Source organism: Bacteroidia bacterium (assembly GCA_040880525.1).
Taxonomy (GTDB): Bacteria; Bacteroidota; Bacteroidia; order CAILMK01; family JBBDIG01; genus JBBDIG01.
This window is the reverse complement of sequence record JBBDIG010000048.1, coordinates 20,922-35,356: the sequence shown is the minus strand read 5'-3', so window position 1 is coordinate 35,356 and position 14,435 is coordinate 20,922. Positions and strand designations below refer to the sequence as shown.

Sequence of the window (14,435 nt, the reverse complement as noted above, 5' to 3'; positions counted from 1 at the left end):
ATGATGAAGCGGATCTTTAACTACCTAACCTTGATGATTCTTGCTGTAATTTACAGCAGCAGCAGTGCCTACGGGCAATGCACAATTACGGCCTCGACCCTGGAAGGTTGTGTGCCTACAACCATCACTTTCACTGCCAACTACACCGGCTCTGAGACGCCAACTTCTTTCAAGTTTGATTTTGGAGACCAGACCGTGGTTGTGCAAAACAATCAAAATCCTTCACCTGAAGAACATCAGTATTCGGTGCCCGGTACATATAAACCCAAGCTCACCGTTTATTTGAGCAACGGGGATAGCTGTACCACAGTACTCACCGGGGATATTAAGATTTTTGACAATCCTACTGCAGACATGATCCTTCCGACTAATCTCAAGCAATGTTTTGAAGGAAACTATTTCTGTTTTACTGATAACTCAACAGTAGGTAGCAGCAATTCGCCTATTGTCAAGTATCTCTGGGACTTTGGAGACGGAGACACATCCACGGCAACCAGCCCTTGCCATTCTTATGGTAACAGCGATACCTTTACCATTACGCTTGAGGTTGTTGATGCCAATGGATGTATCGGTTTCATACAACGAGATCAGGCCATTGAGGTATTAAAGCCTCTTAATGCCAAATTTTCTACCAACTATAACATAAGTTGTCCATATACAGATGTAACTTTTGTGAATGAAACCGATTCATTCGGAAAGAATATAATCAGATGGGAATGGGATCTTGACGATGGAGTGAAGTTCGATACTGCCTGGGATGGCTTTAAGCATCGCTTTACGGGAGATGGAAGCTTTAATCCGCGGCTCATTATTGAAAATGATTTTGGCTGTATTGATACATTCCAGTTAACCGGGGGTGCCCAAAATATCTTTTACTATTTCGACATTACATTTAATCCCAATCAGCCAATTTGTTACACTGGAAACAACATTCAGTTTTTCCAGACACCACGGCCAAATGCATTCTATTGGAACTGGAATTTTGGAGATCCGGCAAGCGGTAATCAAAATACCAATGATGAATCGTGGTCACCTTCTCATGCCTTTATGGGAGGCCCGGGATTATATGATATTTCATTACAGATCAGAGAACCCAATTGTATCAGGGACACGACATTTTGTGCTTACGTAGATTTAAAAGGTCCGCAGGCAATCATTAATCTTAATCCTCCTCCACCTAATAATTGCCGGAGGCCTGCACCCATTCCTATTAGTTATCTAGAGAAGCTGAAGTACAATGAATGTTTCAGGAGGAATCTAGGAATTACCACGGTGGACCATGTAACCATTGACAGCGTTTCTCCTTTCATCGTAAGCTCCACGGACGTTTATTGCAATTCCGCAATTGACACCTTTACGGTGGATACTACCTTTTGCGGACCTTTAATGATGATTGATACTACCTTTACTCTTATACCTACAGGAACAGAGTATGAACTGGACTCAATTCTGGTTACAGGAACCTTTCAATGGGATCCGGCCAATGATCCTATTCCTACGGAGCCAATATTTACAAATTATTCCGGAGTATGTAACATGATCAGTATGCATGATACAGATATGTTTACTCCTTCCTGCAGTGGTCCAAACCTGGTAAGGTTTGTCAACAACTCGAAGAAATACAGGCTTTATGACGCTATTGATAATACTCCACCATTTGCGGGCTATCCTGATCGTTGTAAAATTCCAAGCTACCCCTGGGGCAGTGATAGTATGCAATACTTCTGGAACTTCGGAGATGGCGACCAGTGTACTTCTACCACTGCCAATCCGGATGTGAAATGTCAGTTTTCGACTGAGATACAGCCCTGGCATCTTTTTGAGGATTCAGGTTGCTACACCGTTAGCTTGCGAGTAATTGATACGGTTACCCAATGTACTTCTACGGCAACCCAAACCATTGTACAGGAAGCGCCTCATGCCGGCCATGATGACATAAACTATCCGGGCCACATGACCTGGGAAAGACAACTCAGAACGCCCCCATGGCAAGGACCTCAAACCTTTAGCTATGAGGGAAATAAGGGCGTCCAGTTGCATGGTGCCCCTTGTCTTGGATTGGATTATCCGCAGCAAATTGACCTGAGCGAAACAGAACCAGATTGTAACCGGGAGTGGTTTGCAATGGTATTTGACTCTGCGAATGATCAAACACTTCAGGATTCCTGTGAAAGACAAGTTTATGACCCGATTACCGATACTTATACCACTGTTAAAGATGTCTATAAAGAATTTAACTGGGTACCAAAGCCAATTCTGGAATTGCTAGGTATGCAATGGATCTATAATACCCCCGGCTGCAAAACCATTGGGTTAATCATTAAAACTGGCGATTGCTATGATACGGCCTGGTATCACAATTACAAATACTTCCCGGATCTTGACCCACGCTTTGAGTTTATTGATCCTGCCACTGACTCACCACTTACCGTTTTTTGCCCGCCTCAGCCTGTGGACATTACTCCGCTGAACCAGAGCCAAACGGGTATTGTTGAGTACATTATAAGGGCATTCAATACTACCAATCCTTTAGCTCCTCCTATTACGTTATTTACTGATACTTTTACAAAAGCAATGGATACCGTTTATACGATATGTGATACAACGCAGTATACAATGGATAATACTACCAATCCACCCACAAAGATTTATACGAATTGCCTCAGCTTCCCTGAGTTTGGGTGCGGAACTATACCGGAGGAGATGGAAGATTTGTTGCTTCAACCTGATCTTGCCATTACCGATACACCGCAGGTATCCCCGGACACGATATTTACAGTTTGTGATACAACCCAATATACACTGGATAATAACACAGTGCCTCCCACGAAGACCTATACAGCATGTTTCACCTGTTATTCCGGAATTGGATGTGTGGAGAGTGGTCAGCCTAAACCGGTTACGCTGGCCGACTTGCTTAGTGAGCCCAATGCTGATATCGTGGAAAAGGTTGTGATGCTGGATCTTGCGGATACTTTGCACAAAAATTTTGAGGAGCCTGGTGTTTACACTATTGCAGGAAGCATGAAAAGCTATTTTGGCTGTTCCCGTAGTACTTCACAGCAGGTCTTTGTGGGACATATTAATGAGTTTTTCCGGAGTGATACAGTAATATGCGTAGGTGAAACTGTTCATTTTAAGGATTCTATATTCTACTGGCACCGTTGGGATCCGATCAATTACCCGCTGGGTTACGATCCTAAGCCCTACTGGGATGATCCGGAAGGATATCGTACCTGGACACCTGAACCTCCAAATCAATTTGAATCATTTGAGTGGGATCTGGATGGTGATGGCGTAGCCGAAACCTTTGATACTCCCGATCCTTCATTTACCTACAATGCTATCGGTTCTTATCCTGTAACGTTATGGACCACGGATAGCCTTGGTTGCAGGATTGCCAATACCAAATATATTCACGTTGTAGGTGTAGATGCCAGCATTCACCTGGATTCGTCAATTTATTACTGCGTTCCCAAACCGATACAATTTATTGACAGCTCCGTGACCGTGGATGACAATCCTAATCCTTCCATTCTTTTAGATTCAATTGCCCATTGGGATTGGGATTTTGGAGATGGCAAAACGCACAGTTTCCTGGAGAATCCAATTCACACTTATACCAGTAACGGAGACTATACTATTACCCTCATTGTGAGAAATACGACAGGATGTGCCGATACTACTAGCATTGATATGTCGCTCATAGGTCCTAAACCGATGTTCGAGGTTATAGGTGAAAATGATGGCTGCGCTCCATTCGAGCTACAAGTGCGGATATTAAGTGATAAAACCGAGGGCCGGGGTTTTCAATGGAACTTGGGTGATGGTACCAATCGGAATACCTCTTATTGGGGTCCCAATGGAGATCCGGAAGGAGAAATCGTAACGCTGAGATATGATAAACCCGGCACCTATTATCTTTCAGTAACCGCTACAGACAGTATTTATGATCCTGTGCAGGGGCGTTACAGAGAATGTAAGGCAGAATGGCCTGATCCCGATGATCCGAACAGGGACAGTTTTGAGGTAATTGTTCACCCTCCCGATTCAGTAGACTTTACTATGTCAGACACAGTTGTTTGCCCGGGTGACGAAATCACTTTCATGGATGATGCTGATCCGGATTATGATGAGTTTAACTGGGATTTCGGTGACGGTACGCAGGCTTCAGGTGAAGTTGTTACCCATTCTTATGATGAACCTGGCAGATACCTGATACGGTATACTCCTACCGGGGCTAATTGTCCGCGGGTGGATAGCGGCTATGTAACTGTATCAGAGGTAGCTGTTGGTTTTGAAATACAGGATGGTGCTGACGTTACAAAACGTAACCTGATCAATACCTCTTCCGGGGCCAGTAATTATATCTGGGTGATCAGGGATAATACAGGAAACATTCTTGACAGCTTTGAAACCACCAGCAAGGATCCGTTTATCCAGGAGTTCCCGGGAGAAGGCACCTTTGAAGTATGCCTGACTGCTGAAAATGCAAGCGGCTGCAGTGCCCGAACTTGTAAGGTAGTTACCGTGGAAATTGAACTGGTGATCCCCAATGTATTTACGCCAAATAACGATGGCACCAATGATAACTTCGTGATCGAAATCGCGGGTGAATTAATGTATGAGTTGGTGATCTTTAACCGTTGGGGCGAAAAGGTATTCGAAAGCAGTGAGAGGACTTATACCTGGAATGGCCTGGTGAATAACACCGGTGCAGAATGTCCTTCCGGTGGCTATTACATGTTGTTCAAATACCAACTGGCAGGACAAGAAGAGAAAGAGCATACCGGAACAATTACCCTTATCCGGTAGATCTGAATCTTTTAATCTTTATTTATAGAGGCTGCTCCCACAGGGGGCAGCCTTTTTTCGTTTGTTGCAAAAGAACCTTTCGATTATTAGCTTTCAACATGGATTTTTTAAACTGAAAATGGCAAAATCAAGAACTTTCTTTGTATGCCAGCAATGTGGCTACAAAAGCATTAAATGGGGCGGGAAATGTCCCAGTTGCGGAGCCTGGAATAGTTTTGCTGAAGAAGTAGAGATAAAGGAAACGCGAAGGAAAAATGAGGTTGATACCGCGACCTTGAAGAACCGGTTGGAGCCTCTGGGGGAGTATACTACTGAAAGTACGGAACGCTGGGTAAGTACTGATCAGGAATTTAACCGGGTGTTGGGCGGTGGAATCGTACCCGGCTCGCTTGTGCTGCTTGGGGGAGAACCGGGAATTGGCAAATCCACCCTGCTTTTACAGATTACTCTGAATTTGCCAGCGCAACGGATACTCTACGTAAGCGGTGAAGAAAGCCTGAATCAAATTAAAATGCGGGCAAAAAGGCTTGATCTTAAAAACCCCGATTGCTATCTCCTGGCAGAAACCAATTTTGAAACCATAGCTCAGGCCATGAAAAGTCTGGAACCTACGGTCGTGATCATTGATTCCATTCAAACGCTCTATCATCCTGATATTGAATCTGCACCCGGAAGCGTTCCGCAGATCCGGGGTTGCACCGCAGAACTCATACAAATAGCCAAGAAGCGCGGGATCGCCATTTGTCTGATCGGCCACATCACTAAGGAAGGATATATTGCCGGACCCAAAGTGCTGGAACACATGGTGGATACGGTGCTTTACTTTGAGGGTGACCGCCACTACAATTACCGCATATTGCGCACAATAAAGAACCGGTTCGGTTCCATCTCCGAAATCGGGATATATGAAATGACCGGAAAGGGATTGCAGATCATTACCAATCCATCAGAGATATTGCTGAATCACCGGGAGGAGATGCTCAGCGGCATATCTGTAGCGGCTATGCTCGAAGGTATCCGCCCCATGCTTATCGAGATACAAGCTTTGGTAAGTCCTACCTTTTATGGAAATCCGCAGCGCACATCAACCGGTTTTGACAGCAGGCGAATGAGCATGCTCCTGGCCGTACTCGAAAAACGTTGTGGTCTGAAATTAAATTCACAGGACGTCTTCCTGAATATTGCCGGTGGGTTGAAAGTGGAAGATCCTTCAATAGACCTGGCAGTGACGGCTGCTATTGCCTCCAGCTTTGAGGATATTGCGATTCCCGGAAATATTTGCTTTGCCGGAGAAGTCGGCCTTTCAGGAGAGATAAGGCCGGTGAATCAGGTAGAGAAGCGAATCAGCGAAGCCGAAAAACAAGGATTTTCCAAAATCTATCTTAGCAGCTTCAATAAGAAAAGCATCAGCAAGGAATTCAAAATTGAACTGGCCTTATGCAACAGCGTGAATACGTTATTGGAAATGATTTTTTAGAATAAGCCCGATGGGAAATTTTGGGCCTACTCTTACTTAATTATTGCATCCACCATCACCGGTTCGGGATCATAGCTCAGGTTTGGAGCGAGCCAGCGTTCAGCCTCTTCCAGGGTCATGCCTTTTCGCTTCGCATAATCATCTACCTGATCTCTCTTCAGTTTTCCGACAGGAAAATACTTGCTCTCAGGATGGGCGAAGTAAAAACCGGAAACAGCAGCAGCCGGCCACATAGCACAACTTTCAGTGAGCGTAATGCCGATATTATCGGTAATTTTTAGAAGATCCCAGAGCAGGCGTTTTTCTGTATGGTCCGGGCAGGCAGGATAACCCGGTGCAGGCCGGATCCCCTGATATTTTTCCTTGATCAACTCATCATTATCCAGCGTTTCATCAGAAGCATATCCCCAAATCTCCTTTCTTACCTTTTTGTGCATTAACTCCGCGAAGGCCTCGGCAAGGCGATCTGCAGCCGCTGAAACCAATATTGCATTGTAATCATCATGGTCGCGTTTATATTTATCTGCCAATTCCTGCGTACCGAAGCCTGTGCTCAATGCAAAGAATCCCATATAGTCATGATCGGAGAGATAATCTGCCAGAGAAATGTTCGGGATATTTCTACCCTTTTTTCCCTGCTGACGAAGCATGTTGAACCGTTGTAGCAAATCTTCGCCTTTAGGATTCAGCACTTCCACGGTATCAGCACTGCTTTTTCTTATTGGGAATATTCCAATTACGGCTTTTGCTTTCAGGAGTTTTTCATTGATGATCTTGTCCAGCAAAGCGTTTGCGTCATTAAATAACTTCTTTGCCTCTACGCCCATTTCAGGATGCTCAAATATATTGGGATACTTTCCCTTTAATTCCCAGCTCTGGAAGAATGGTGTCCAGTCAATGTATTGCCGGATTTCGGAAATGGGATAATCCTCAAAGACTTTAACTCCGAGGTGTTGCGGTTTTGATACCATTTCGGTTTTGGGAACGAACCGGTTCCGGACGGCCTCGCGATAGCTCAGGTACTCCTTAGTTTCAGAACGATTAGCATGGCTTTTCCGCATCTGCTGGTATTCCTGTGCAACACCCTCAACATAGCTATTGCGGGTTTTATCGCTGAGAAGATTCTGCACAACCGTTACGCTACGGCTTGCATCCAGCACGTGAACCACCGGATTTTCATATTGAGGTGCCACTTTTACCGCAGTGTGTATTTTACTGGTTGTCGCTCCTCCTATTAATAAAGGTTGCGTCATATTTCTTCGCTGCATTTCCCTGGCTACATGCACCATCTCGTCAAGTGAAGGCGTTATGAGTCCGGAAAGTCCAATTATATCAGCCTGCTCTTTTTCGGCTGCATCCAAAATTTTATCGGCCGGCACCATTACGCCCAGATCTACCACATCGTAGTTGTTGCAACCCAGCACTACGCCCACTATGTTTTTCCCGATGTCATGCACATCGCCCTTCACAGTGGCCATCAGCACCTTTCCCTTGGCCTTGTTTTTTTCGCTTCCTTTCTTCTGCTCCTCTATGTAGGGAATGAGGTGTGCTACCGATTTTTTCATCACGCGGGCACTCTTCACTACCTGGGGCAGAAACATTTTGCCTGCACCAAAGAGATCGCCTACCACGTCCATACCTGCCATGAGCGGCCCTTCAATCACCTCAATGGGCCGGGCATATTGTAACCTGGCTTCTTCCGTATCTTCAATAATGAAATCCACAATGCCCTTTACCAGGGCGTGTTTGAGGCGCTCTTCTACCGTTCCTTCGCGCCATTCATCTTTTTTTACCTCGCCCTTTTCATCCTGTTTCACTGTTTCTGCATACTCTAGCAGTCGTTCAGTAGCATCATCCCGTCTGTCGAGTAAAACGTCTTCTACACGCTGCAACAGCTCCTTGTCTATTTCATCATATACCTCAAGCTGGCCGGGGTTTACAATCCCCATATCCATTCCGGCCCGGATTGCATGATAAAGGAAAGCCGAGTGCATAGCCTCCCGCACTTTGTCATTGCCCCTGAAGCTGAAGCTAATATTGCTCACGCCCCCGCTCACTTTGGCGTGAGGCAGGTTCTGCTTTATCCACCGTGTGGCATTAAAGAAGTCTACAGCATAATGCCGGTGTTCCTCAATACCGGTCGCCACGGGAAAAATATTGGGATCGAAAATGATATCCTGTGGCGGAAAGCCTACCTCTTGGGTGAGGATGTTGTAGGCCCGCTGACAAATCTGTATCCTGCGTTCATAAGTATCTGCCTGGCCTTCTTCATCGAAAGCCATGACGATGACGGCCGCACCATATTGCAGCACCTTTTGCGCATGCTCGCGGAAGGAGTCCTCCCCTTCCTTCATGCTGATTGAATTGACTACGCTCTTTCCCTGAAGGCACTTCAGCCCCTGCTCTATTACGGTCCATTTGGAACTGTCCACCATTATGGGCAGCTTTGAAATATCAGGTTCGGCAGCCATCAGGTTCAGGTATTTCTTCATGGCGGCTTCTCCCTCAAGCATTCCCTCATCCATGTTCACATCCAAAACCTGTGCACCGCCTTCTACCTGGTCGCGGGCTACCGAGAGGGCTTCTTCGTAATTCTCTGTTTTAATCAGGCGCAGAAATTTGCGGGAGCCGGTTACGTTGGTTCGTTCTCCCACATTCACGAAGTTGCTTTCGGGGCGCAACACCAATGGCTCCAATCCGCTCAGGCGCAGATAATCCTCCACTTCCGGTATTATGCGTGGCTTATATCTGGCAGCTATTTCTGCCATTCTTTCTATGTGTTCGGGCGTGCTGCCACAGCATCCTCCCACAATATTCACAAAACCTTCTTTGCAGAATTCCTCCATCAAAGCACCCATCTCTGCGGCTGTTTCGTCATAACCGCCAAACTCGTTAGGCAGTCCCGCATTTGGGTAGAGAGATGTGAAAACCGGAGCCTTAGCTGATAATTCCTCAATATAGGATCTCATCTGTCGTGCTCCCAAGGCACAATTTAACCCGATGGTGAGCAGGTTTTTGGTGTGCATTATAGAAATGAGAAATGCTTCAGTGGTTTGGCCTGAGAGCGTTCTGCCGCTCATGTCCACGATCGTACCGCTGATCATTACCGGTAGTTGCACATCTTTTTCACGACTCACCTCTTCAATGGCAAAAATGGCAGCCTTGGCATTTAGCGTATCGAAGATGGTTTCCACAAGCAAAATATCCACACCCCCGTCTATCAGTCCGCGAATTTGTATGGAATAAGACTCCACGACCTCGTCCCAATTAACGGCTCTGAAACCGGGATCATTCACATCCGGGGAAAGTGACAATGAACGGTTGGTCGGACCAATCGCTCCTGCTATAAATCGTGGTTTATCAGGGGTCAATGCCGTATATTCTGCCGCAGCTTTTAATGCCAGTTCAGCAGATGTTTTATTCAATTCATAGCTTAGATCCTCCATACCATAATCTGCCTGCGCAATGCTGGAACTGGCAAATGTGTTGGTCTCAATAATATCAGAGCCGGCTTCTAAATAATCCCGGTGTATATCCAGGATCATCTCTGGTTGAGTGAGTGACAGCAGGTCGTTATTTCCCTGTACATCCTGCGTCCAGTTAGCGAACCTCTTACCGCGATAATCCGCCTCAAGAGGTTTATACCGTTGTATCATCGTTCCCATCGCACCGTCTAAAATCAGGATCCGCCTTTTGAGAATTTCTTTTATATCGTATTTCATCTTTTTTTTGCGGTTTAAAGTACCATATCAAAGGTTCCGGCAAAGGTAATTCACATAATAGCCAGAACTAGAGAAGTGTGTTCAAAAAAGGGAATGAAAATGATCAGCCTTTGGGGAACTTGAATTCCGATAGGTGTGACATTTATTTCCAGTTTGAAAATTCATGGAAAGGCCAGGTTCATTTGCGTGGAGGACGCGGAGGAGTCAGGGTTATTATTAAAACAAGCATAGAAAATATAATTTCTTAAATGATAAATAATAGTAAACGCTCCGTATTTTTTGGATTCGTTATTAAAAAGATAAAAACCCGGAACGAAAAAAGCCGCCATAGAGTGGCAGCTTTTTATTAACATTTTAAAAACAACAGGAAATTATCGTGAAGTTTCCAGCCGTCCTGAAAGGGATTGGGAAAATTCGAGAATTAATTTAATGCTGGATGGGTCTGGCTTCATCCTAAGTTCTTCAAGACTTACATTCATTTTTTTGAGGGACTTATAAAACGCGCATAATTCTAAATCACTTTTGATTGCAATGGCAATTTCTTCCCGTTCAAGAGGCCCGGTCTCATTATAAATGTACCTGATAACATCATCCTCTGTGTAAGACTTTCTCATAAGCGCAAGGTAAATTATTTTGTCTGTTTAAATCACCTCAATAAACGCCTGTGGCAGAAGATTATTTTCTTTTAGCGGAAAAATATTTTCTACAATGTGATCTGATGCTTTTCGATGAGCTTTCTCAGATTGTTGAGGGCATAGCGCATTCTTCCTAAGGCCGTATTGATGCTCACACCAGTAAGTTCTGCAATTTCTCTGAAAGGCATCTCAGCATAATGCCGGAGGATGAGTACCTCTTTCTGTTCATCAGGGAGCTGCTGGATGAGCAGCCGTAGCCGGCCGTGAGATTGTTCCCGAATCATTTCATCCTCCCGGTTTTCTTCCGCTATTTTTATTACGGAAAAAATGTCGAAACCGTCCGGATCAGTTACTGAAGGCATCTTGCTGGTTTTCCGGTAATAATCTATTACCAGATTTCTTGCAATCCGCATCACCCAGGGAAGGAATTTGCCTTGCTCCTGATAGTTGCCTTTCTTCAGCGTTTTGATCACCTTTACAAAAGTGTCCTGAAAGATGTCCTCAGCTAGGCAACGGTCTTTTACAAGGAGATAAATGGAAGAGAAGAGTTTGGTTTGATGCCTGTTAATGAGAAGCTTTAGGCTTGTTTCGTGGCCATCAATATATTGCTGGATAAGTTGCTCATCACTCTGAATTGGTTTACGCATGTTCTTGAAATAGTTAAAAGTTCTCGAAGAAATGTTAAGCGTAAACTTGTCTCTATAGGCCGAATTGATTATTTAATTTTGCACTTGAAAATGAGTGATGATTCCGTGGTGGAATTGAACGGCAAGTTAATAAAACTTTTTCAAAACAACAGGGTAGGCAAAAAAAATTTATCGAATGCAGAAACTGCAGGATCTGGATCCAAGAGAATTTATACTGATCAAAAACGCACGGCAGAACAATCTTAAGAACATTGATCTTGCAATTCCTCAAAAGAAACTTGTAGTGATCACGGGCGTATCAGGCTCGGGCAAATCATCCCTGGCCTTCGATACTTTATACGCTGAGGGACAGAGGAGATACGTAGAAAGCCTTTCAGCCTATATCCGGCAATTTACCGGAAAGATCAATAAACCAGAGGTTGATTATATTAAGGGACTGTCTCCTGCTATTGCCATCCAGCAGAAAGTTAAGACCAACAATCCGCGCTCTACGCTCGGCACTACTACTGAAATTTATGACTACCTCAAGCTGCTGTATGCACGTATTGGCCGCACCTATTCGCCTGTTTCGGAAAAAGAGGTGAAGCTACATACAGTGGATAATGTACTCGCTTACCTGAAGGAACAGGAGGAGGGCATGAGGGTACAAATTCTTGCTCCTATTATTACCGGTCCGGGCCGCGACCTTAAAAAGGAGCTTTCAGTTATTCTTCAAAAAGGCTTCTCCCGCATAGCGCATAAAGGCAAAGTATACAGCATCGAAGACGTAATCAGCATTTTTGAAGCTGACAAAAGTGAAGCGAAGCTGGAATTAGCCGGGCTTGATATTATAAGCAAGAAATTTATCCAGGAAGCACAATTACTGATAGACAGGATTGTCATTAAATATGAGGATCGTGACAATGACAGTCGCATCGCGGATTCTGTACAGACAGCTTTTTTCGAAGGACATGGTACCTGCATAATAGAGTTAAACCCTTCGGAAGATGAGCCAAAGCAGATAGAGTTTTCTAATCGCTTTGAAGCCGATGGGATCGAATTCGAGGAGCCTTCTGCAAACCTTTTCACCTTTAATAATCCATTTGGTGCCTGCCGTTCATGCGAGGGTTTCGGAATGGTGATTGGCATTGATGAAGAAAAAGTAATTCCCGATCCCTCGCTATCAGTTTATGAAGACGCTGTAGCCTGCTGGAAAGGAAATAAAATGAGCGAATGGAAAGACCAGTTGCTCAAAGCTGCGTCAAAGGCTAACTTTCCGATCCACCGGCCGTATAATCAATTGACTGCGGATGAAAAGGAAGCACTGTGGAAAGGAACCCAATATTTTGACGGTATTCGGGAGTTTTTCAGGTACATTGAATCCAAGCAATATAAAATCCAGTATCGCGTGTTGCTTTCCCGGTATAAGGGAAAAACAAAATGCCCGGAATGTGAAGGCACCCGGCTGAGAAAGGAAGCTTCTTATGTGAAGATCAACAATGTTCCCATTACGGCACTTGTCGTGAAGCCGGTAAAAGACCTTCATGAATTTTTTGACAATCTTAAACTTACTAAAAGCGAGCAGGATATTTCCAGGCGAATTCTGGTTGAAATAAAAAGCCGCATAAATTTCCTGCTGGACGTAGGACTGGGCTATCTTACCCTTAATCGTGCATCCCGTACATTATCAGGCGGTGAATCGCAGCGTATTCAGCTTGTTACTTCGCTGGGCAGCACGCTTACAGGCTCTATGTACATCCTGGATGAGCCAAGCATTGGCCTTCATCCACGGGATACGGAAAAGCTGATCACCATATTGCAGCGCCTGAAGAAGCAGGAAAATAACGTGATAGTAGTGGAGCATGATGAGGATATCATGCGGGCCGCAGATTATATTATTGATATTGGCCCGTTTGCCGGGAGAGATGGCGGAAAGGTCATTTTTGAGGGAGATATTTCCAGCATGGAAAATGATCCCGAGAGCCTGACAGGTAAATACCTGACGGGCGAACTAAGCATTCCTTTGCCAGCAAAAAGACGTGATCCCGATAATTTCGTTGAAATTACCGGAGCTCATAAATACAACCTGAAGCATCTTGACGTTCGGTTCCCGCTGGAAGCGCTCACGGTAGTAACGGGAGTTAGCGGCAGTGGCAAATCCACGCTGGTCAGGGAGATCATCCACCCTGCTCTCACACAACAGGCTGCGGGAGGCTCCAAAAGCTTCAGCACTTTAAGCGGTAGCTTTCGTCAAATTACACAGGTAGAATATGTGGACCAGAATCCGATCGGGAAGTCCTCCCGTTCCAATCCGGTAACTTATCTAAAGGCTTTTGATCCCATTCGGGAATTGTACTCGAATCAGCGTCTGGCGAAAATCCATGGTTTTACACCTGCTTTCTTTTCATTTAATGTAGATGGCGGGCGTTGCGATGTGTGCAGTGGTGAGGGCATTATTACACTGGAAATGCAGTTTATGGCCGACATTTCATTATTATGTGAAAAATGCAATGGGAAGCGCTACAAGGAAGAAGTGCTGCAGGTGACTCATAAAGACAAGAACATTTATGATGTTTTGGAAATGACTGTAGATGAGGCGATTGAATTCTTTGATGAAGTGCCTCAGATTACAAGTAATATGATGCCGCTCCGCCAGGTAGGGCTGGGCTATCTGAAACTGGGACAATCGTCAGCAAACCTGAGCGGGGGTGAGGCGCAACGGATAAAGCTGGCCTCGTTCCTTTCCAAAAGTAACAGCCAAAACCACATTCTTTTCATTTTTGATGAACCCACTACCGGACTTCATTTTCATGACATTCATCATCTCCTGGCCGCTTTTAATGCCCTCATTGAAAAAGGACACACCGTAATGGTAATCGAACATAATCTCGAAGTAATGAAATGTGCCGACTGGCTTATTGACCTGGGCCCTGAAGGCGGTGAAGAAGGCGGATATTTAGTATTCCAGGGAAAACCAGAGGAAATCCTGAAGGAAACCAGCAGCTATACCGCGCAGTACCTCAGAAAAAAATTGAAACCGGAGATTGCAACGTCCGATATATAAACCTGTAAAGTATTGATCTGCAACTCCATTTTTAAGCTCCCAATTAAATTATTGCAAATTCTTTTGTTTTAATTATTTAATGAAATATTAAAAGGA

General features: G+C 44.8%; 5 protein-coding genes. 3 read left to right on the top strand and 2 right to left on the bottom strand.

Annotated elements, in window-relative coordinates; translation table 11 throughout:
- Both WD077_13345 and radA read left to right on the top strand, forming a co-directional pair.
- Positions 1-4,815, top strand: coding sequence for a PKD domain-containing protein (locus WD077_13345; GenBank protein ID MEX0968220.1), 4,815 nt, complete (start codon positions 1-3; stop codon positions 4,813-4,815).
- Positions 4,816-4,933: 118 nt separating this feature from the next.
- Complete coding sequence (gene radA, locus WD077_13340; GenBank protein MEX0968219.1) at positions 4,934-6,292, top strand: DNA repair protein RadA; 1,359 nt, start codon at positions 4,934-4,936, stop codon at positions 6,290-6,292.
- Between the two features lie 32 nt (positions 6,293-6,324).
- Here the strand turns inward: radA and metH are convergent, their stop codons facing one another.
- Positions 6,325-10,014: a methionine synthase gene (gene metH / locus WD077_13335; protein MEX0968218.1), complete on the bottom strand. Its 3,690-nt coding sequence runs from the start codon at positions 10,012-10,014 to the stop codon at positions 6,325-6,327.
- A 703-nt stretch (positions 10,015-10,717) separates the two neighbouring features.
- Complete coding sequence (locus tag WD077_13330; GenBank protein ID MEX0968217.1) at positions 10,718-11,296, bottom strand: sigma-70 family RNA polymerase sigma factor; 579 nt, start codon at positions 11,294-11,296, stop codon at positions 10,718-10,720.
- Positions 11,297-11,471: 175 nt separating this feature from the next.
- On the opposite strand from WD077_13330, the gene uvrA reads away from it, so the two are divergent.
- Positions 11,472-14,339, top strand: coding sequence for an excinuclease ABC subunit UvrA (uvrA, locus tag WD077_13325; protein ID MEX0968216.1), 2,868 nt, complete (start codon positions 11,472-11,474; stop codon positions 14,337-14,339).
- The last annotated feature ends 96 nt before the right edge of the window (positions 14,340-14,435 follow it).

What these genes read in the sequence shown, in the direction of transcription:
- WD077_13345 (MEX0968220.1), top strand. Translation starts at nt 1, where the DNA reads ATGATGAAGCGGATCTTTAACTACCTAACCTTGATGATTCTTGCTGTA.
- metH (MEX0968218.1), bottom strand. Translation starts at nt 10,014, where the DNA reads ATGAAATACGATATAAAAGAAATTCTCAAAAGGCGGATCCTGATTTTA.
- uvrA (MEX0968216.1), top strand. Translation starts at nt 11,472, where the DNA reads ATGCAGAAACTGCAGGATCTGGATCCAAGAGAATTTATACTGATCAAA.
- WD077_13330 (MEX0968217.1), bottom strand. Translation starts at nt 11,296, where the DNA reads ATGCGTAAACCAATTCAGAGTGATGAGCAACTTATCCAGCAATATATT.
- radA (MEX0968219.1), top strand. Translation starts at nt 4,934, where the DNA reads ATGGCAAAATCAAGAACTTTCTTTGTATGCCAGCAATGTGGCTACAAA.